Genomic DNA, 20834 nt, shown 5'->3' with positions numbered 1-20834 from the left:
AAGAAGGATCGCCCAGGAAGCGCTTTATCACAATGATAAAATTACGATTTCGCTATTTTATCAGGCCAACCCGCAGCGCCTTGGCGACGGCCTGGGTGCGGTTGACCGTGTCGAGTTTTTTCGTCGCCCGGTTCAGGTAGTGATTGATGGTATGTTCCGACAGCATCATGATTTCGGCAATCTCGGCACTGGTCTTGCCGGCGGCGGTCCAGTTCAGACAGTCAAGCTCCCGCTCGCTCAATGTCTCTGGAACCCGCAGATCGAGGCGGCGGATTTCAGACAGCCGCGCAAAGATGTGGCTGGAAATGTAAAAAAGCTCCGCGAGCTGGCTGGCGGGAAGCGCTGTCTTGTTGCCGGAGAAGGATACGGCGCCGCGCATCATGGTGATGTCGTGAACGGGAAACCAGACCGAATTGATCATTTCAAAACGTTCGAAAAGGCTGATCACCGTTTTTTTGGCGATACGCTCGTCGCCCCTGAGCAGAAAATCCCTGGAGACCGAAAAAGGTATGGTCGATTTTTTCAGCTGCGCCATGACGCGGCTGTTCTGCAGCATGCCCTCTTCGTCGTAACGCTGCAAAAGCTCGGCCGGCCAGCTGGTGATGATGGTATATTGCGACAATTCGCTCGCCAGTTCCGACGACAGGTCGAGCACCATGAAAGCCCGGAATTCCCAGGCCTCCGTCAGCCGTTTCAGGAAGCGGAATATATCGAACTGCGTGTTCAGATCGGCGATCTCGCGAACGCAATCCACACCAATCGACTGAACGGCGGCCGTTTCTGTTTTCTGCATCAAAGCTGTTCTTCGAGAATGAGAAAATGCCGCCGCAAAGACCCGCCTTTGCCCGGAAATCATGGGGATGTTACTCAGCAAATCGATTTATGCAAACAAAAGTTGAAAACTTAAATCAGAATAATCGAAAATAATATCGAACGCACATAAACGGGTGGCCGCACGCCCTTTTCGGCAGGGAAATCCGCGAGCATGCACCCCGCGCTTTTCTTCAATCATCCGCAACCGGGGATAATCTGCAGGCAAGTTCCACGGAGATTTTATCGGCCGTCTCGCGCACCAGAGGGGCCCATTTGCGAAGCTGTTCCACATCCACCCGATAGGCGGGGCCGGTAACGGAAATCGCCGCGCAAAAATTGCGGCCGGGCGCCCGGACCGGTGCGGCGACGCAATGAATTCCGATTTCATGTTCCTGGAGGTCGAAACCGTAGCCATTTTCGCGAATGGCGGTCACATCCGCGACAAGGGCTTCCGGCGTCGTGATCGTCGCCTCCGTGAAGCGGTGAAACTCCATGCCTGCCGTAAGTTCCGCCAGCGCATCGACGGACAGCAGCGACAGCGCCGCCTTGCCCACCCCCGTGCAATAGGCCGGCGAGGTTTTTCCGACCTGCGAATGCATGCGCAATGTATGCCGGCCTTCCATCTTGTCGAGATAGGTGACCTGCCCGCCGTTCAGAACGGCGAGGTGCACGGATTCCTGCGTTGCCTCCTGCAGGGCCGAAAGATGGGGGGCTGCGACGCTGCGCAGATCATTGCCGCTCCAGGCTTTTGCAGCCAGTTGCAGGAGCCTCAGCCCCACCGCATAGGTCTGATCGGCCGCATGATCCACCAGGCCTTCGGCGACGAGATGGGCAAGCTGGCGGTGAACCGTGCCGCGCGGCTGGCCGCAGGCTTCCACCACATCGGTAAAACGCATCGGCTTTTCGGCGAAGGCGATCAGCTCCAGCAGCGAGACGACCTTGCCGAGCGTGCCGGTGGCATTTTCGGTTTTCCCCTGCGAGGCCGGAACCGCAGCGGGCTTTTCCCCATTGGGCTTTTCATCGTCGGGCATGGCAACATCCACCGTCATCCGTCTTGACATAAGCGTGACGCCAAGAGAATAATTCCATTTAGTAAAATCTAGTTCCAAATAATGGAACAATCAAGCCTTTCCGTGGACGAGATGACGCCGATGACGCAAGCCCGATTTCCAGACCTCAAGGATGCGGGCGTGCTTGTCACGGGCGGCGGCTCCGGCATAGGGGCATCGCTGGTCGAGGCTTTCGCGATGCAGGGTGCGAAAGTTTCCTTCATCGACATCGCCGAAGCGCCGAGCGTGGCCCTCGTGGAGCGGCTTGCGGCGACGGCGCCCCACCCGGTCCATTATTTCCGGGCCGACCTCAGCGATATCGACGCAATCAAGCGCACGGTGGATACGGCTGCCGCCGCCACCGGCGGCATCAAGGTATTGGTCAACAATGCCGCCTGGGATGACCGTCACGATATAGACAGCGTCACGGAAGCCTATTGGGATGCCAATCAGGCCGTCAATCTCAAGCAGATGTTCTTCACCGTTCAGGCCGCCCTGCCCCATCTGCGACAGGCGAAGGACGCGTCGATCATCAATTTTTCATCGATCTCGTTTCTGCTGAACATGGGCGAACTGCCCTCCTATGCGGCAGCCAAGGCCGGCATTATCGGACTGACGAAAAGCCTTGCCGGCAGGCTGGGGTCGGAGAATATCCGCGTCAATACGCTCCTGCCGGGCATGATCGTGACGGAGCGGCAGAAGGAACTGTGGCTGACGGATGAAGGCATCACTGCCACCACGGCGCGGCAGTGCCTGAAACGCACGCTCATCGCCGCCGATCTGGCGGGTCCCTGCCTGTTTCTTGCATCATCGGCATCGAGCGCCATCACGGCGCAATCCATTATCGTAGACGGAGGCCTCCTATAATGTCTGAACCCGCTTTCATCGCCGTCGACTGGGGTACGACCAGTTTCCGGCTCTGGCTTCTCAGCCGGTCGGGCGCAGTGCTGGCCGAGCGCAGGAGCGCGGAAGGCATGACCACCGCCATGCGGACCGGTTTTGCGGAAGTGCTGCAAGCGCATCTCGACGCCATCGGCGCACCGGAGGATTTACCGGTTCTCGTCTGCGGCATGGCCGGTGCCCGGCAAGGCTGGGTCGAGGCGGGTTATATCGACGTGCCGGCAGCACTTTCGGCGGTTCTCGACGGCGCGGTTCGCGTACCGGGTCAGGCAAGGGATGTGCGCATCCTGCCGGGTCTGGCGCAGCGGGATAAAGGCGCGCCCGACGTGATGCGCGGCGAGGAAACGCAATTGCTCGGCGCGCTCGCTTCCGCCGATAATGGAGAAAAGCTCGTCTGCATGCCCGGCACCCATTCCAAATGGGTCACCGTCAAGGATGGCGGCGTGACACGTTTCGCCACCTTCATGACCGGCGAACTCTTCGAAGCCATCTCGAAACAGACGATTCTTTCGCACGCCGTGGCGGAGGCCGAAGCCTTTACCGGCGCTCATGAGGCTTTCACGGCCGCCGTGCGCGATATCTACGCCCATCCCGAGCTTGCCACCAATCGCCTTTTCACCCTGCGATCCGGCCAGTTGCTGCACGGGCTTGCCGCAACCGATGCCAAGGCGCGGCTTTCCGGCATCATGATCGGCCTCGAAATCGCCGGCGCCCATTCCGCTGCGCGGCGGGAGACGCCGGTGGTGCTGATCGGCTCCGGCGCGCTCGGCGCGCTTTATGAAGGTGCCTTCACCGCCCTTGAGATAGATTATACGGTCATCGACGCCGACGAGGCCGTGCGGCGCGGATTGCTCGCCGCAGCAAATGCCATCTGGCCATAGGATAAGACACATCATGCGTATTCCCTTCCCTTCCATCAAATATCCGCTGATCGCCATCCTGCGCGGTCTGAAACCCGAGGAAACCGAGGGCGTCGTCGGCGCGCTGATCGAGACCGGCTTCCGCGCCATCGAAATTCCGCTCAACTCGCCCGATCCGTTCCGTTCGATCGAGATCGCCGCCAAGATGGCGCCGGCCGACTGCCTGATCGGCGCCGGCACCGTGCTCAGCGTGGAAGACGTGACATCGCTGGATGCGGCCGGCGGCAAGCTGATGGTGAGCCCCAATGCCGATGCGGACGTGATTGTCGCCGCCCGCGTCAAGGGCATGGTGACGATGCCGGGCGTCCTCACCCCCACCGAGGCGCTGGTGGCCGCAAAGGCCGGGGCGACGGGGCTGAAGTTCTTCCCCGCCAGCATCATCGGTCCTTCCGGCATCAATGCCATCAGGACGATCCTGCCGAAGGATCTGGTCATCGCCGCCGTCGGTGGCGTCTCGGACAAGAACTTTTCCGACTATACCTCGGCCGGTATCCTGGCTTTCGGCCTCGGGACCAGCCTTTACAAACCCGGCATGACGGCGGCGGAGGTGCGTGAACGCGCCGCTGTCACACTTGCGGCCTATGATGCGGCCATCGGAGGATAAGAGCTTGGCGACCGTTTTCCCCTTTGCCGGACGTGTTCTGGACGAGACGCCGATGCTGCTTGGCGAAGGCCCGACCTTCGACCCGGCGACCGGCACCGCCTGGTGGTTCAATATTCTCGGGCGCGAGCTGCATGAGCTGCATCTCGCCTCGGGCCGCAAGACCGTGCACGCCCTGCCCTTCATGGGCAGCGCGCTGGCCAAGATCAACGACAGCAAGCAGCTGATCGCCTCCGATGACGGGCTTTTCCTGCGCGACACCGCAACCGGCGTTCTGACGCTGCATGCCGAACTGGAAAGCGACCTGCCCGGCAACCGCTCCAATGACGGGCGCGTGCACCCATCGGGCGCGTTGTGGATCGGCACCATGGGCCGCAAGGCCGAGACCGGCGCCGGCAGCATCTATCATGTTGCCAAAGGCACGGTGACAAAGCTTTTCGCCGATATCAGCATTCCGAATTCGATCTGCTTCTCGCCCGATGGCGCGACGGGATATTTCGTCGATACCAAGGTGAACAGGCTGATGCGGGTGTCTCTCGATGCTGAGACCGGGCTTCCCACGAGCAAGGCCGAGGTCTTCATCGATTCCAGCGATGCCGATGGCGGTGTCGACGGATCGGTCTGCGATGCCGAAGGGCATATCTGGAATGCCCGTTGGGGTGAAGGCGCGGTCGATCGTTACGATACCGATGGCAACCACGTTGCCCGATACGAGGTGCCCGGCAAACAGACGACCTGCCCGGCCTTCATCGGCCCCGACGCATCGCGCCTGCTCGTCACCTCGGCGCGCGAACATCTTGATGACGTCGCCATCGCGGAAAATCCGCAGCATGGCTTGACGTTCGAACTCGGCATCGAGGTCAAGGGCCGGTTCGAGCCGCTTTACCGCTTGTGAAACGCGGCACGCACAGTCCTCTCCTCATCCCTGTGATTGTCACAGGGATCCAGCCCGCCCAAGTCCTTGAACCGGAAGCTCCCTCCGCCGCGCAGACGCGCGTCGGCTTGGTTCCCGTGACAGGCGCAGGAATTTGAGCCTGAGCGTTCGCTTACTTCGAACCAGTCGCGAAACGGCTGGTAGTTTTATGCCTCAGAGAATGGCCAACCTGCCTCAACGGCTCGCTTCAGGATCGGCAGCGTCATCCTCCAGTAGAAGGCGACGTGGTGACGGCCCGACTCTTCTCCGATCTCCCATCCGTCGCCTTTGCGCACCGGCGATGCAGGCACCTGCTGTTCGACCGTCAGGAGCGTTTCGTCACCTCTGGGTTTGAGAGCCATCGTAACCGTCGAATAGGAGCTCGGGATATCGGGAAGACCGGACACTCGCGACCAATATGAATATTGAAGCAGTGAAGGTGGCTCGATCGCGATTACCCGTCCTTTATCCCTGTAAAGCTTCGTCCCTATCGTCGTTGCGATCTCAAATGCCTCACCCAAACGCCAATCCGTCCGAAAGTGTGCAATGCGCCACCTGTCTCCAGCATCTGGATGAACCAATGCCTCCCAGAGTCGGGAAGGAGGGGCCGATATGGAGATGGCCTGAGAAACTAGGTAATGGCTCAAAATCGCCGCTCTCCAACTCGAGGAGTATGCTCACGCAAACCACTATCGAACGCGCAGAGCGGATATACCAGAGAGTTTCTCTTCTTTGCCGACCAAGCTCAGAACCTTGACAAGGCAGGGCAACGCGACGAAGTGACCAGCAAACGTTTCGGCAAGGCTATGTTGCCTCAGGAAATATCCGACAATATCTCGCGATAATTCTCGTGCAGGTAACGCTGGGTCGCGGCGGCGTCGGCGGGGCGGCCGTAGAAATAGCCCTGACCCATGGCGCAACCAAGCGCGCGCAGCTTTTCCTCTTCCACCCGCTCCTCGATCCCCTCGGCCACGACTTCGAGATCAAGCCCCTCGCACATGGCGACGATGGCCTTGATGATGTGTTCGGAGGGACGGTCGCTGCTGATGCGCGAGACGAAAGCGCGGTCGATCTTCACCTTGTCGAAGGTGAAATCGCGCAGGCGGCCGAGGCTCGACTGGCCGGTGCCGAAATCGTCAAGCGAGATACGGACGCCGGCACTCTGCAATTCGCTGATGATGCGCTGCGCGGTATCGGCGGATGTCATCACCGCCGTTTCGGTGATTTCCAGCTCCAGCCGGTGCGGATCGAGGCCGACGCGCGACAGGATGGACAAAATATTATCCGCCGTGCTGGGGTCCATCAATTGCGCGGAAGACAGGTTGAAGGACAGGAACAGTTCGCGCGGCCAGAACAGCGCCGCTTCCGCGGCCTTCCGCAGCAGGGCTTCCGACAGGGCGTCGATGAAACCGCGCTCTTCGGCAAGCGGCACGAAGACGGCGGGCGACACGAAGCCGAGATCGGGATCGTTCCAGCGGGCCAGCGCTTCGAAACCAATGACCTTCGCCTCTTCCAGCCGGACGATGGGTTGGAAATGCACGTCGATGGCATCGGCGATGATGGCGTTTCTGAGCGCCTGTTCCAGCTGCGTGGCGCGCTTCATCTCCTGCGCGATCTCGCGCGAATAGACGGTGATCTGGCCCCGGCCGCGTCGCTTCGAGCGGTAAAGCGCCGTCTCGGCGCTTTTCATCAGATCCTCATATTCATCGCCGGCGAAGGGATAGATGGCGAAACCGAAGGAGGAGGACAGGCGGACGTTGCGATCGCCGAGATCATAAGGGGCCGAAAGGACGTCCTTGATCATGTTGCCGATGCGCTCGGCGCCGGTGCGTTCGAAGACCAGCGGCAGCACGAAGGCGAATTCGTCACCGTCATGGCGCGTCACGATGGCGCCATCGGGAATGCAGGCCTTCAGCCGGTGCGCCACCTGGCAGAGAATTTCATCGCCAGCCTGCACGCCGAAAAGATCGTTGATGGGTTTGAAGCCGTCTATATTGGCAATGCCGACCGTGAAGGGAGCGGGATCGCTGGAACGCTCGCTGGCGAGCATGCGAATCTTGTCACGCAGACGGTAGCGATTGCCAAGCCCCGTCAGCGGATCGCTGTAGGCCATCGCCTGCAGCTCGTTCTGGCTGACCTGCAACGTTGGCGGCTCTGCCCGTTTCATTCCTGCATCTCGTGAATCCCTGTGTCGACGCACTCACAATGCAGGGCAAGTATTAAAAAAGCCATAGCCTCCCGAAAAGGGCAGTTTCAGGCCTGCAGCCGCAGGGCATCCTTGCCGAAAAGCCGCAGGAAAACCGCCTCGACCATATCGGGACTGACCGGCTTCAGCAGCATGTCGTCCATGCCGGACGCCAGGCATTTGTCGAGATCGCCCTCGAAGGCGTGGGTAATGACGCCGACGATGGGAATACGCCGGTCACCGGCGAGATCACGCATGCGGCCCGCGACCTCGAAGCCGTCAATATCGCCGAGTGTCGTATCGAGCAGAACGAGGGATGGCGGCTGCTCCACAAAGAGCCGCAGAGCCTCCTCGCCAGACGTCGCAAGCCGCCAGGAAAGCCCCAGGCCTTCGAGTATCTGCGAAAAGACGATCTGGTTGACCCGGTTGTCCTCGACGAGAAGGATGTCGCAGACGCCACCGGTCCTCAGGATTTCGGGCAGGTCGTCGGTCATGATCTCCCAATCCTCGTCCGCCGCTTTCTCCTTCGGCGAGGATTTCAGCCCGACGGCGAGATAATGCATGAGTGATGCATCGATCTCCTCTTCCTCGATGGTGACGACGGGCAGATCATGTTCGGCGGCGATATCGAGGCATGCGACGCTCATCTGGGCGTCGACAACGACCACATCGATACCCACGCCGGCGGAGGCGGCGATATCGATGAAGGCGCGCTGCTCGTCCTCACTCGTCACCGCCGCATGGTCCATGCCGCCAGCCGCCAGCCGCCGGCCGGCGGCCTCCGCAAAGCGTGTATTTTCAGAGACGACCAGCACCGCCTTGCTCTTCAAGAGCCCGCTGCGGCCATCCGTTTCCTCATCCCTGCCATAGGTGGAGGATACGAAGGGAACATGTTCAAGCGACGGGATGACAGGCCTGCCGTTCGCATCGATGGTGGCGAGCGCCGTCACATCCTCCATCGTCGTGACCAGGAAATAGCGGCCGGGCCGGCCCACGCGCTGCTTGCGGGTGATCGTCAGCACCTCTTCGCCATTCAGGCGCCGCACCCTTTCGGGGATGATCCTCGACGCGCCGCTATCCAGCACCATGCGGTCGGCCGCGTCGATCCGCCCGGCGACCTTGCGCGAATGCAGATCGAAAACGGTACGGCCGAGAATGTTTTCGGCGCTGGTCTCCACCAGGGCGCAGGCGGATTTATTGACGGCGGCATAGGCCATGTTCCGGTCCTTGACGAAAACCGGGAACGGCAGATTGTCGAGAATATCTTCGATCAACTGGACGCGCTCGAGGTCGAGGCGCCATTGCTCTTCGCGTTTCTTCTGTTCGGAAATATCGGCAACCACGCTGATGCCGAGGCCGGAAGGCAGCCGGTTCATGACGAAGCGCAGGAAGCGTTCTCCCTTCAGCCGCTCGGTCTTTTCCGATCTTTCCTTCCAGTGCAGCGCCAGCCGCTCGCCGATCCATTCCTCCCGCCCGAGCTGGCGGGCATTGGTGGAGAGGCTTTCCGCCTCCAGCAGATAACAATCGTAAAGCGCGCTCAGATAGTCGCGCAGCCGCGCACCCGGGCAGGCGACGGCCTCTTCCAGCGGGAAAAAGCTCAGGAGTTTCCGGCTTGCGAAAATAATGTGATCGTTCCGGTCGTAAACGACGATCGCCGCGCCAAGCGCGTCGCAAAGGGCATCAAGCATCACCGTATGAACGCCCGCGCCAGAGGACGCCAAATCACTCAACTGCAAACTCCCACCTGTTTTTCTGGATCAGGCTTATGTTTCTATTGGAATCGTCCAGGGCAAATGCCGGGATGAAACGACAAATTCCGAAAAAGAGACATCAGGGTTCGCCACTTGAAGCAGTCGTGAGGAGAAGATGACGCTCACCCATAGTCGACGTCACACACCACCCGGCAAAGGGGGCCTCGTTCCTGCGGTCATTTCAAGCCGCCTCACCATATTCATGGCCGATTAAAGGCGGATTAACGCTTAACCCCCTCTTGACCGAAATGATCAAATGCCCGGAAGCCAGCAAAACATGTGCAAATGTCCACAGCCCCGGTTTTTTACTTTCGAAGCCGCCGCGAATCCGCGAAAATGACGATCATGGCCATCAAGCAGCTTTCAGAAACCCTCATCAACCAGATCGCCGCCGGCGAGGTCATCGAAAGACCCTCCAGCGCCACGAAGGAACTCGTCGAAAACGCCATCGACGCGGGCGCGACCCGGATCGAGATCGCCACGGCGGGCGGCGGCAAGGGGCTGGTGCGGATTACCGACAACGGTTCCGGCATGTCGCCGGCCGATCTGGAGCTTGCGGTCAGGCGTCACTGCACCTCGAAAATCTCCGACACGCTGGACGATATCCGCACACTCGGATTTCGCGGCGAGGCGCTGCCCTCCATCGGTTCGGTCGCCAAGCTGACGATCACCAGCCGCCAGCAGGGTGCCGAACAGGGCTCGGTGATTTCGGTTACCGGCGGCAAGGTATCGGACGTGCGACCCGCAGCCTCGAATGCCGGCACCATCGTCGAGGTGCGCGACCTGTTCTTCGCCACACCGGCGCGGCTGAAATTCCTGAAGACGGAACGCGCCGAGGCGGCCGCCATCACCGAGGTCGTCAAGCGGATGGCGATCGCCTTTCCGCATATCCGCTTCGTGCTCTCGGGCACCGATCGTTCGACACTGGAAATTCCCTCGACCGGCGACGATCATCTCGCCCGCATGGCGCAGATCCTTGGCGCGGAGTTCAAGGATAACGCCATCGAGATCGATGCCGGGCGCGAGGATGTGACGCTGACCGGTTTTGCCGGCGTGCCGACCTTCAACCGCGGCAACTCGGCGCATCAATATGTCTTCGTCAATGGGCGGCCGGTGCAGGACAAGCTGCTTTTATCCGCCATTCGCGGCGCCTATGCCGAAACCGTGCCGCATGGGCGCTACCCCGTCGCCGTGCTGTCGATCACCCTCGACCCCGCCTTTGTGGATGTGAACGTGCATCCGGCGAAATCCGACGTGCGTTTTCGCGACCCCGGCCTCATTCGCGGGCTGATCGTCGGTGCGATCCGCCAGGCGCTGACGCGCGACGGCGACAGGGCGGCAACGACGGGCGCCAGCCAGATGATGAACGCCTTCCGCCCAGGCTACAGCCCCTCCAGCCTCAGGCCCTCGCCTTCGATGGCAGCTTCCGCGCCATGGTCCGCCGCAACCTCGCCGTCGCGGCCGCTTGCCGTTTCCGGGGACATGCAATTTGCCGAGGCGGTGCAATCGCGCTTTTCCGACATCACCATGCCGACGGCACGGGCGGAACCCCGCGACGCTTACGAGGCCTCCGCAGGCGCTTCGCCGGAGCCGGTGCTTTATCCGCTTGGAGCCGCACGGGCGCAGCTGCACGAGAACTACATCATCGCGCAGACGGAAAACGGTCTCGTCATCGTCGACCAGCATGCCGCGCATGAGCGGCTTGTGTTCGAGGAAATGCGCAATGCCCTGCATTCCCGGCGCCCGCCGTCGCAGGTACTGCTCATTCCCGAAATCATCGACCTGCCCGAGGAAGATTGCGACCGGCTGATGGACCATGCGGCCGGTTTTGATGCGCTGGGGCTCGTTATCGAGCGTTTCGGGCCGGGTGCAATCGCGGTGCGGGAAACGCCGGCCATGCTTGGCGAGGTCAATGTGCAGGGTCTGGTGCGCCAGCTTGCCGACGAAATCGCCGAATGGGACGCCGCTTCCACGCTTGCCAACAAGCTGGAATATGTCGCGGCCACCATGGCCTGCCACGGCTCGGTGCGTTCCGGCCGGCGCATGCGGCCGGAGGAGATGAACGCACTTCTGCGGCAGATGGAAAACACGCCGGGTTCGGGACAATGCAATCACGGCCGGCCGACCTATATCGAACTGAAACTTTCCGATATAGAACGGCTCTTCGGCCGCAGCTGACGCCTTCATTTGAACAGCGCGGGGCTGGCCTTGCGCCGCGCCCGGCTATATAAATTCAAGACACTGGAGCATCCGGATTGTTCAGGAAAACGCTACGCCGTTTCGGACTGGGTGCCCTGACAGGACAGAGCAGGAGACGAAAACGGATGAACAGATTTGAAGGAGGCGGCAACCGCCTCGCCGTCATCGAATATCTCGACGGTGATTTCCGCATCGTCCAGACCGGCTCGCATGTCATCTGCGCCGTGACGGGAAAAACCATTCCGCTCGACGAGTTGCGCTACTGGAGCGTGGCGCGGCAGGAAGCCTATGTGGATGCGGCGGCTTCGCTGGAAGGTGAGCGGAAGGCGGGCAATCTGCCGGCCTGATAACGGTGCTCACCTCACCACCCTCATCCCTGTCACAGGAGTGAAAGGTAAGGTGCCAAGCGGCTTAGGTTCGGAAAATGCCTAAAGCGACGAACGCCCATTGTCCCGCAGCAGGCGCACCCGGCAGTTTGCCACCGCCGTCTCGATAATCGTCGAAGCCGCATTGGGATCATCGAACGCCATGTCGATCTCGATCACCTGACTGTTCCACAGCAGCTCTTCCGCGCGGCCGTGATGCCCGTTGAGCCGCACCGCATCCTTGGCGGTCGTCACCAGCTGCAAATTCTCCCTGCGGGCATCCTTGAGGAGATCGTCGATTTCGTCATCGCTGAAATGGTGATGATCCGGGAAGGAGCGGCTCAGCACGATATCGCCGCCCAGCGCCTCGACGGTGCGATAGAATTTCGCGGGATCGGCGATGCCGGCGTAAGCCAGCACGCGCTTTCCCCGGAAATCCTCAGGCTCCTGCGGCGTAATCGCGGCGACGAAGACGGGCTTGGCGGCCTTTGCCGCCTGCCTTACCAGAGGATCCGCCGCGTGGCCCTTCCCCACCTTCAGCAGCCCGGTCATCTGCCGCATCTGTTCGGCAAGCGGCGCCCTCACCGGGCCGCCCGGCACGAGATGGCCATTGCCGATGCCGCGCACCGTATCGATGACGACCAGCGCGTAATCCAGTGTCAGGCGGGCGCTCTGGAAACCATCATCCATGATGATGAGATCGACACCTTCCTTCACCAGCCGGTGTGCGCCCTCCACGCGTCTGCGCGAAATCACCGTCACCGCCTCGCGCGCCAGAAGAAGAGGCTCATCGCCGACATCGGCGGCGCGGTGGTGCTGCGCATCGACAAGTGTGGTAACGTCAAGCGTGCCACCATAACCGCGGCTGAGGAAACCGGGCTTCATTCCCCGTGCAAGCGCGGCTCTGGCAACGGCTATCGCCGTCGGTGTCTTGCCTGCCCCGCCGACCGTGAAGTTGCCGATGCAGATGACCGGAACGGGAACGCTCGCCCGTTTTGCCGTCCGCATGCGCCGGCCGGCGACCTTGCCGTAGAGAAGCGAAAAAGGTGACAGGAGCCATGCCTGCCAGCCTGCTTTCTGCCACCAGAAGGGCGGCGCTTCAGAAACCATCTATTCCCGCTCCCGGCCGCGTCGCCCACGGCATTCCGTTCGGATGTCATACGTCAGGGGGTTGTTTGCCAGAAAAAACCGTAAATTGCAAAAATGGAATAGACGGGTTTTCGCGTCCGCGCGGCGGAAAGGACTCTTTTCAGCCCAAGAACCTGGGCTGGCTGGATTCCGGCTCAAGCCGGAATGACGGAAGCTGGGCTCTTCCTAGACCGCCCGTTCCGGCAGCAGGGCTTCGAGCCCGGTGATATCGTCGAAACAATAATCCGCATCCGCACCAAGGCTTTCGCGCGAACCCGTTCCCGTCAGCACGGCGATGCGCAGACCGGCGCCGGCATTTTTCGCCATATGCAGATCGTGATTATTGTCGCCGACAACAGCCACGCGTTCAGGCGGAAAACCGATGGCCGCGCAGAAACCGAGAACCATGCCGGGCTGCGGCTTGGTGCCGTAACCGCTGTCATAACCTGCCACGAAATCGATATCGCTTTCGAAACCGAAGCGGATGGCCGTCTGACGGATGGAATTTTCATTGTCGCTGGAGGCGATTCCGAGCTTGTAGCCGCGCGCCTTCAACCTTGCGAAAAACGCCTTGAGATCGGTGACCGGCACGGATTTATCCGCGGCCTCGGTGAACAGCCGGTCGAGGCGTTGCGTCAGTTCGACGACATCGCAGGGAGAGCCGGCGGCGACCAGACCGGCAGCGATTTCCGCCGTATTGCCGGCGGCGAGCAGGCTGTCCGGTACGACATGACCGGTGATCGGGTCCATGCCGCAGGCCGCAAGAAGCCGGTCGGCGAGTGCGGCGTCGCCCTTTGCGGCAATCGACGCGAGTTCGCGGTTCACCGGACCCCAGCTGGCATCATAACCCAAAAGCGTGCCGTCCTTGTCGAAGAGCACAGCGGCAATCGATTGTGCCGCATCAAGTTCGATATCCGCTACCATGAACCGATGGCGCTCCGCGGTTGCAGCTTGGCGGAGACGGTGAGCGGGTTGATATAGGGTTCCAGCGCCTTGACCGTGGAGGAAAGCGCGCCGCGCATGTCCTGAATGACCCGGTTGCCGGCATCGATCATCTTGTAACGCTCATTGTCGTTGACCAAGAGATAATGCACCGCTTTGGCCAGCATCTCGACATCGCGGATGATACGACCGCCGCCGGCGCGGATCAGCTTCTGATACGCCTCGCGGAAATTCTGCACATGCGCGCCCGACAGGACGGCGCAGCCGAGCATGGCCGGCTCCAGCGGGTTCTGCCCGCCTTCCGCCGTCAGCGAGCGGCCGACAAAGGCAAGCTCGGTCAGCCGCAGATAAAGCCCCATTTCGCCGATGGAATCGCCGAGGAAAATATCGGTTTCCGGGGTGATCACATCATTTCGGCTGCGGCGGGCGACGGAAAGGTTCATGCCCTTCAGCATGGCTTCCACCTCATCGCCACGCTCGGGATGGCGCGGCACGATGATGGTCAACTGGCCGTTGCGCGACTTGATCGCCGCATGCACCGTGGCTGCAGCCTTTTCTTCGCCGTCGAAGGTGGAGATCGCCGCCCATGTCTTACGATTGCCGACCTGTTTGCGATAGCTCTCCAGCAGCGCCTCGTCACAGGGCGGCGGGTCCGTATCGCCCTTGAGGTTACCCGAAATCACCACCGGCCAGGAGCCGAGATCGCGGAAACGCTCGGCATCGAGATCGGATTGCGCAACCACCAGCGCCAGCTTGGAAAACAGCGATTCAGCAATATCATGCCGGGCTTTCCAGCGGTCGAAGGAGCGGTCGGAGAGCCGTGCATTGACGCGGATCTGCGGGATGTGCCGGCGCTCCAGTTCCATCATCGTCACCGGCCAGATTTCCGATTCCGCTGTTATGGCCGCGTCCGGCGCCCAATAGGTGAGGAAGCGGTTGACCGCGATCTTGATGTCGAGCGGCACATATTGGTGGATCACGTCGTCGCCGAGCCGGGTGCGGGTCAGCTCAGCCGAGGTGACGGTGCCCGTGGTCAAAAGCACGAAGATATCGCGCTTGCGGATTTCGCGGATCAGCGGGATGAGGGCAAGCGTTTCGCCGACACTTGCGGCGTGGAACCAGACGAGCGGCCCGCGCGGGCGCTCGGCGCTGGCATAACCAAAACGTTCAAGCCGGCGGCGCTTGTCTTCCTTGCCCTTCGCCGCCCGATAGGAAAGATAGGGCTTGGCAAAGGGATAAGCGGCGATACCGGCGATCCGGTAACCGGAAAGAGCGAAACGTGCGATACGGCTGCTCATGACATTCTGCCCTTGATCATTCCGCGCAATGCCTGCCCCTGTTCTTGTTGTTGTCGCCGCCTATTTCTTCTTAAATTGCGTCATTTTTTGTCATCGGAAACGAAAGCGCGATCACATTTTCTCGCCCTGGTATTCCCGGCCTGCGCCTTTTGCGCAGGAATCACGGGAAGTCCGCCTTCACCCAATAGTATTACAACGCAAGGGGAAAAGGACTCAAATTTTGTCGTCGGGATTGAGAAGACGGTGCATATGCACGATAAAATAACGCATATGGGCATTGTCGACCGTCATCTGCGCCTTGGATTTCCATGCGGTAAGCGCGGAAGCGTAGTCCGGATAGATGCCGACGATATCGAGTGCGTTCAAATCCCGGAACTGAACATCCTGAAGGTTTTCAAGTTCGCCGCCGAAGACGAGGTGCAGCAGCTGTTTCGGTTTGCCAGTTTCCGTCATGTCTTTATCTCTTTCTTAAACGCTGAGAGAGGCCTTCATCTGCGGGATTTCCCGGCAAACGTCAACTGTCAGACAGATGTGAAAACGCTTTCAAAAGTGCGGGCAGCGCATAATCTGCTGCGGCGCACAATGCGGGGTGGTTCACCTGGCGGCGATTATACATCAGAGGTTTGCCATCGAGGCCGACAAGACGCCCGCCCGCCCTCTCCAGGATCAGGTCGGCGGCGGCGAGATCCCACTCATGCGAGTTGGCCTTGACCAGCGTTCCATCGATGCGGCCATCCGCCACCATGGCCAGCCGATAGGCGAGCGAGGGCACATGCGGAATGCGCTTGACGCCGCCCCGCACCTCTTCCGGAAGATGCGTGATCACATCTTCCGGTGCTGCCAGATGGAAGATGCCGGCATTTTCGCGCGCGGCAAAAACGGGTGCCCCGTTCTTCAGAGCTTCACCGCCTTCAACCGCGGTAAACTCCTCGGCAAGCGCCGGTGCGACCAGGGCCGCAGCCACCGGCCTTCCCTCATGCACAACCGCGACGCTGACGCACCAGGTATCCCGGCCGCCGATGAAGGCGCGCGTGCCATCGATGGGATCGACGACGAAGACGGTGGAGCGGGAAAGCCTCTCGATGTCGTCATCCGTCTCTTCCGAAAGCCAGCCATAATCCGGCCGGGCGGAACGCAGGATGGTTTCGAGGATTTCATTGGCGGCGTAATCGGCCGCGCTGACGGGCGAAAGCCCGCCATTCTTCCACCAAACCTCGGGATCCTTGCGGAAGAAACCCAGCGCCGTCTCGCCCGCCTTGCGGGCGGCTTTAAGGATCAGCCTCAGATCGGAGGCCCAGCGGGCCTCAGCCATATCGTTCATTTTGCCGTCTTCTCCGCGCGCCTCGAACGGCGCGCCCGTTTTTCTCTTCGCACTTGCACACAAAGCGCCGGCGAAAACAACCCAAAGGCCGCGTCACTTGCCGGCGATCGTCATGCCTTCGATGGCGAGCGTCGGTGCGGCAACGCCGTATTTGCGGTCGATATCGTTGGCCAGCGTAACCCGCATGAACATGTCCTTCAGGTTGGACGCAATGGTGACCTCGGACACGGCAAAGGTCTTTTCGCCATTCTCGATCCAGAAGCCGCTGGCACCACAGCTATATTCACCCGTGATCATATTGGCGCCGTGGCCGATCAGTTCGGTGACGTAAAAGCCGGTTCCAACCTGTGCCAGCAATTCCTCCGGCGACAGATCGCCCGGCTCCAGCGCCAGATTGGTGGAGGCCGGCGAGACCGCCGTGCCGCCACGCACGCCGCGGCCGTTGGTTTCAAGACCGAGTTCCCGCGCCGCCGAAGTGGAGAGGAACCAGTGTTTCAGCACACCATCCTCGATCATCGTCATCTTCTCGCCCCGGACACCTTCGCCATCGAAAGGACGGGAGGACGGGCCGCGCACGATCTGCGGATCGTCAGTGAGATGGAGGCCTTTTTTCAAAACCTGCTGGCCCATCTTGTCGCGCAGGAAGCTAGTCTTGCGGGCAACCGACGCACCGTTGATCGCGCCGGCAATGGCGCCGACAAAACCACGGGCGATACGCGGATCGAAAACCACAGTGATGTTGCTGCCGGTATCGACCTGACGCGGGCCGACGCGCCGCACGACTTTTTCACCGGCGCGGCGGCCTATCTCTTCGGCCGCATCGAGATCGGCGTAATAAAGGCGGCTGTCGAAGTCGTAGTCACGCTCCATCTTCGTGCCTTCGCCGGCGATGACGCTGACCGAACGGCTGAAGCGGCTGCCCATATAGCTGCCGGAAAAACCGTGCGAGGTGGCGAGGACGAGCCCGCCCATGCCGCTCGATGCGCCCGCACCGGAGGAATTGCTGACGCCCTTGACCGAGAGCGCCGCCTCTTCCGCCGCAAGTGCCGCCTCCCGCAGCTGATCCGCCGAGACTTCCGTCGCGTCGAAAAGCTCAAGATCGTCATAGGAGGTTGCCAGCCGTTCCTTTTCCGCAAGGCAGGCAAAGGGGTCTTCCGGCGAGACCTTCGCCATAGCGACGGCCCGTTCAGCCAGCGTCTTCAAGTCAAAGCCGGGATTGGCCGAAACGCTCGCCACCCGGCGTCCCACGAAGACGCGCAGGGAAAAATCGTCGCTTTCGGAGGATTCGGTGCTTTCCACCTTGCCGAGCCGCACGCCGACCGATTGCGAGCGGGAGCGGACGACAACGGCATCCGCCTCATCCGCGCCGGCGGCGCGGGCGAGATCAACAAGCTCGCTGGCGCGATCGAGAAGTTTGGAAGAATCTATTTCTGAGGACATGAGTTGGCCTTTCATTCCAGTTCCATTTATTGTGCCAGCAACCCCGCATCAAGGGCGAAACGCCGCTTTCTCCTTCCGGACGGCTTTGTCGCCACCCTATTCGAAAGTTCGCCCGCATGACTGAGCACGATGCTCTCTTTTCCGAACCATTGCTGCTTCTGGCGGGCGCGGTCGTTGCCGCCTCGATTTTCCGCAAACTCGGTCTCGGCACCGTGCTCGGTTATCTGGTGGCGGGCATCGTCATCGGCCCTTTCCTGCACCTCGTCACAGATGCGAAGGACATCTTCAACGTTTCGGAACTCGGCGTCGTTTTCCTGCTCTTCATCATCGGTCTCGAACTGAAACCCTCGCGCATCTGGCAGATGCGGCGCGATATTCTGGGGCTCGGTCTGGCGCAGGTGCTGGTGACCGGCAGCGTGCTGGCGGCGATTGCCTGGTGGGCCGGGCTGATCGACTGGCGGGGAAGCGTGGTTGCGGGTTTCGGCCTTGCGCTCTCCTCCACCGCGTTCGCGCTGCAGATCCTCGCCGATGACGGCGACATGAACACCCGGCACGGCAACCGCTCCTTCTCGATCCTGCTGTTTCAGGATCTCGCCATCGTGCCGCTTCTTGCCCTCGTCACCATTCTTTCCAACCGCCCGGATGTGCCGACGGATTCGATGATATCCGATCTCATCGCCTCCATCGTCGCGGTGGCGGGCATGGTGCTGGCCGGGCGCTATCTTCTGACGCCGATGTTCCAGATCATCGCCCGCACGGGTGCGCGGGAAGTGATGATCGCAGCTGCGCTTTTCGTCGTCATCGGCGCTGCCGCCATCATGGAAGCGGTCGGGCTTTCCATGGGCATGGGGGCATTGCTGGCGGGGCTGATGCTGTCGGAATCCTCCTACCGGCATGAGCTGGAGGCCGATATCGAGCCGTTCCGTGGCCTGCTTCTGGCGCTGTTCTTCATGGCCGTCGGCATGTCGCTGCACATTCATATCGTTTATGAGCACATCGTCCTCATCCTGATCGCCGTGCCGGTGATGATGGCGGTGAAGGCAGCCCTGATCTATGGCCTCTGCCGCATTGCGGGTTCCTCGCGTTATGCATCGAGCCGCATCGCGCTGCTTCTGGCGCAGGGCGGCGAATTCGGTTTCGTCCTCTTCACCACGGCCGCGGCCTCCGGGCTGTTTCCCCAGGCCACGGCCTCTATCCTCGTCGCCGTCGTCACGCTTTCCATGGCGCTGACGCCGGTTCTCGCGGTAATTTCACGGCGGCTGACGGCGGAGGATGCGGAAGAGGACAAGCTGGAGGAGGATTTCGACGGGGCGGGCGCGGATGTGCTGATGATCGGCTTTTCCCGTTTCGGCCAGATCGCCTCGCAGATTCTTCTCGCCGGCGGCCGCGACGTGACCGTCATCGACAGCTCCGCCGACCGCGTGCGCCAGGCCGCCCGCTTCGGTTTTCGCATCTTTTTCGGCGACGGCACCCGCAAGGATGTGCTGATCGCCGCCGGCATAGAGCGGGCCGATCTCGTGGCCGTCTGCACCCACAAGAAAGAGGTCACCGATCGTATCATCGACATGATCCAGTCGGATTTTCCAAGCGTGCGCATCTATGCCCGCTCCTATGACCGTGTGCATTCCCTCGACCTCAGAAAGAAGGGCGTGGAATATGAAATCCGCGAGACGCTGGAATCCGGCCTGCTGTTCGGCAGGCGCATTCTGGAAGGGCTTGATATGGATGGCGAAAGGGCGCTCGCCATCTCCGACGACATCCGCGAACGTGACGAACAGCGGTTGGAGCTTCAGGCCGTCGAAGGCCTCGCCGCCGGACGGCAGATGCTGCACAACAAGCCGGTTCGGGAGGTGAAGCCGGAACCGCTGATGAAACCGAAGAACAAGGCGGAGAAGCGGGAAGAGGAAGATGCGGAGGATAGCGAGACGGAAGTTTCGCTGTGAATTGAGTTTGGGGTCGTAGCCGGGAGCGCGCCGCCTGTTTCTTCTCCCGGCCGGGGAGAAGAAGCGATGGGCACCCGCTCGCTCCGTTCAGGATGTAACGCTCAGGCCTCCACGCCCTGCCCGCGATGAAACAGCTCCACCTGCATGTCGATCTGCCGTTTCAGATCGTCCTTGATGCTGGCGGAAGCATTCAGCACCTCTTCCGACTTCAAAAAATCCAGCACGCCGAAACGGTGCACCGGCGGGCGCAGGAAGATATGCGGCGGGCGTAGCCTCAGTTTCAGGGCAATCGCCGCCTGCATCATCAGCTGGCTGGCGCCGAACAGACTGTCCAGCCGGTTCGGCATCGTGGTGCCGTCACCTTCCGGGCCGCCGACCACATCAACGCCGATGACGATATCGGCGTGATCCAGCAGATGTTCATAAGGGACCGGATTGAAGATACCGCCATCGATCATGATGCGGCCATCGATACGCACCGGCATGAACAGCGCCGGAATGGCGGCGGATGCCGCCAGCGCCTGGATGATCTCGCCGCTTTCCAGCACCACTTCGGTCTGGGCGTAATAATCGGTGGTTATCACCTTCAACGGAATGGCGAGCTCAGAAAAATCCTTCGGCAAGGCCTGCGGCATCAGGGCATGGAGGATGAGTTCGAGATTGAACTGGCCGAGGCGAAAACCGTGGGCGGCATGGCGCATCGATGCGGGACCTAGGCTCCAGAGCCGGTTTGCCACGGAGCCCTTCCGGCCCATGAGTTCAAGCGTATAGTCGCGGATTTCGCGGCCCGACATGCCTGCCGCCATGCCAGCGCCGATGATGGAGCCGATGGAGGAACCGGAGAGCATCACGGGCCGGATGCCGAGTTCATCCAGCGCCTCGACGACGTTGATATGGCAGATGCCACGCGCGCCGCCGCCGCCGAGCGCCAGTCCGAAGGTCGGCTCATGGCCGCTCCCGCCATCGCCCTTGAGGACTTCCTCCCCGGCGCGGACGATCGTGACGCTCTCGTTGCCAGCCTGCTCCATGCGAAACACCCAAAAAGGTTACCACGGTAAAGACTCTG

At 61.2% G+C, this 20834-nt stretch carries 19 protein-coding genes; 7 read left to right on the top strand and 12 right to left on the bottom strand.

The window, feature by feature from the left end; all coding sequences use genetic code 11:
* Positions 1-52: 52 nt before the first annotated feature.
* Together O3S81_RS08265 and O3S81_RS08260 are read right to left on the bottom strand one after the other, a co-directional pair.
* Entirely contained in the window at positions 53-793 is a 741-nt protein-coding gene (locus O3S81_RS08265; RefSeq protein ID WP_269342209.1) for a helix-turn-helix transcriptional regulator, read from the bottom strand.
* Between the two features lie 211 nt (positions 794-1004).
* Positions 1005-1874: an IclR family transcriptional regulator gene (locus O3S81_RS08260; protein WP_269342208.1), complete on the bottom strand. Its 870-nt coding sequence runs from the start codon at positions 1872-1874 to the stop codon at positions 1005-1007.
* 51 nt (positions 1875-1925) lie between these two features.
* On the opposite strand from O3S81_RS08260, the gene O3S81_RS08255 reads away from it, so the two are divergent.
* Genes O3S81_RS08255 through O3S81_RS08240 form a run of 4 tightly spaced genes read left to right on the top strand, consistent with a single transcriptional unit; the run spans position 1926 to position 5178 of the window.
* Positions 1926-2729, top strand: coding sequence for an SDR family NAD(P)-dependent oxidoreductase (locus O3S81_RS08255; protein WP_442864889.1), 804 nt, complete (start codon positions 1926-1928; stop codon positions 2727-2729).
* Entirely contained in the window at positions 2729-3643 is a 915-nt protein-coding gene (locus O3S81_RS08250) for a 2-dehydro-3-deoxygalactonokinase (protein ID WP_269342207.1), read from the top strand. Before O3S81_RS08255 ends, O3S81_RS08250 begins: the two co-directional genes overlap by 1 nt.
* A 13-nt stretch (positions 3644-3656) precedes the next feature.
* Positions 3657-4286, top strand: coding sequence for a 2-dehydro-3-deoxy-6-phosphogalactonate aldolase (locus O3S81_RS08245; protein ID WP_269342205.1), 630 nt, complete (start codon positions 3657-3659; stop codon positions 4284-4286).
* Between the two features lie 4 nt (positions 4287-4290).
* Positions 4291-5178, top strand: a complete 888-nt coding sequence (locus O3S81_RS08240) for an SMP-30/gluconolactonase/LRE family protein (RefSeq protein ID WP_269342202.1) — start codon at positions 4291-4293, stop codon at positions 5176-5178.
* A 185-nt stretch (positions 5179-5363) separates the two neighbouring features.
* Here O3S81_RS08240 and O3S81_RS08235 read toward each other — a convergent pair whose 3' ends face one another.
* The 3 genes from O3S81_RS08235 to O3S81_RS08225 form a co-directional block, all read right to left on the bottom strand.
* Positions 5364-5843 (bottom strand): SRPBCC family protein, encoded by a 480-nt coding sequence (locus tag O3S81_RS08235; RefSeq protein WP_269342200.1) that lies wholly within the window; start codon positions 5841-5843, stop codon positions 5364-5366.
* Positions 5844-6010: 167 nt separating this feature from the next.
* Positions 6011-7363: a putative bifunctional diguanylate cyclase/phosphodiesterase gene (locus tag O3S81_RS08230; protein WP_269342198.1), complete on the bottom strand. Its 1353-nt coding sequence runs from the start codon at positions 7361-7363 to the stop codon at positions 6011-6013.
* Between the two features lie 86 nt (positions 7364-7449).
* Positions 7450-9069: a response regulator gene (locus O3S81_RS08225; protein WP_331284188.1), complete on the bottom strand. Its 1620-nt coding sequence runs from the start codon at positions 9067-9069 to the stop codon at positions 7450-7452.
* 408 nt (positions 9070-9477) lie between these two features.
* On the opposite strand from O3S81_RS08225, the gene mutL reads away from it, so the two are divergent.
* The gene (gene mutL, locus O3S81_RS08220) at positions 9478-11310 is read left to right on the top strand and encodes a DNA mismatch repair endonuclease MutL (RefSeq protein ID WP_269342437.1); all 1833 of its coding nucleotides are present in this window, start codon (positions 9478-9480) and stop codon (positions 11308-11310) included.
* A 146-nt stretch (positions 11311-11456) separates the two neighbouring features.
* The gene (locus O3S81_RS08215) at positions 11457-11678 is read left to right on the top strand and encodes a DUF2093 domain-containing protein (RefSeq protein ID WP_269342195.1); all 222 of its coding nucleotides are present in this window, start codon (positions 11457-11459) and stop codon (positions 11676-11678) included.
* An 81-nt stretch (positions 11679-11759) separates the two neighbouring features.
* Here O3S81_RS08215 and lpxK read toward each other — a convergent pair whose 3' ends face one another.
* From lpxK to O3S81_RS08185, 6 genes are all read right to left on the bottom strand, one after another.
* Entirely contained in the window at positions 11760-12806 is a 1047-nt protein-coding gene (lpxK, locus tag O3S81_RS08210; protein WP_269342194.1) for a tetraacyldisaccharide 4'-kinase, read from the bottom strand.
* A 204-nt stretch (positions 12807-13010) separates the two neighbouring features.
* Positions 13011-13748, bottom strand: a complete 738-nt coding sequence (locus O3S81_RS08205; RefSeq protein WP_269342193.1) for an HAD family hydrolase — start codon at positions 13746-13748, stop codon at positions 13011-13013.
* Positions 13742-15064 (bottom strand): lipid IV(A) 3-deoxy-D-manno-octulosonic acid transferase, encoded by a 1323-nt coding sequence (waaA, locus tag O3S81_RS08200; RefSeq protein WP_006699512.1) that lies wholly within the window; start codon positions 15062-15064, stop codon positions 13742-13744. Before waaA ends, O3S81_RS08205 begins: the two co-directional genes overlap by 7 nt.
* 213 nt (positions 15065-15277) lie before the next feature.
* The gene (locus tag O3S81_RS08195) at positions 15278-15517 is read right to left on the bottom strand and encodes a DUF4170 domain-containing protein (RefSeq protein ID WP_006313175.1); all 240 of its coding nucleotides are present in this window, start codon (positions 15515-15517) and stop codon (positions 15278-15280) included.
* A 61-nt stretch (positions 15518-15578) separates the two neighbouring features.
* A complete protein-coding gene (locus O3S81_RS08190; RefSeq protein WP_269342188.1) occupies positions 15579-16385 on the bottom strand; it encodes a 3'(2'),5'-bisphosphate nucleotidase CysQ in 807 nt (268 codons plus the stop codon).
* Between the two features lie 93 nt (positions 16386-16478).
* Entirely contained in the window at positions 16479-17825 is a 1347-nt protein-coding gene (locus tag O3S81_RS08185; RefSeq protein ID WP_269342187.1) for a TldD/PmbA family protein, read from the bottom strand.
* 116 nt (positions 17826-17941) lie between these two features.
* Between O3S81_RS08185 and O3S81_RS08180 the strand changes: the two genes are divergently transcribed.
* Complete coding sequence (locus O3S81_RS08180; protein WP_269342185.1) at positions 17942-19768, top strand: monovalent cation:proton antiporter-2 (CPA2) family protein; 1827 nt, start codon at positions 17942-17944, stop codon at positions 19766-19768.
* A 101-nt stretch (positions 19769-19869) separates the two neighbouring features.
* Here O3S81_RS08180 and O3S81_RS08175 read toward each other — a convergent pair whose 3' ends face one another.
* Positions 19870-20796 carry a patatin-like phospholipase family protein gene (locus O3S81_RS08175; protein WP_269342183.1) on the bottom strand — a complete coding sequence of 309 codons (927 nt, stop codon included), beginning with the start codon at positions 20794-20796 and terminating at the stop codon, positions 19870-19872.
* Positions 20797-20834: the final 38 nt, after the last annotated feature.

The organism is Agrobacterium sp. SOY23, from assembly GCF_027212525.1.
Lineage (GTDB): Bacteria > Pseudomonadota > Alphaproteobacteria > Rhizobiales > Rhizobiaceae > Agrobacterium > Agrobacterium tumefaciens_I.
Note: the sequence above shows the minus strand (reverse complement) of the source record. Positions and strands in the feature narration are given on the sequence as shown.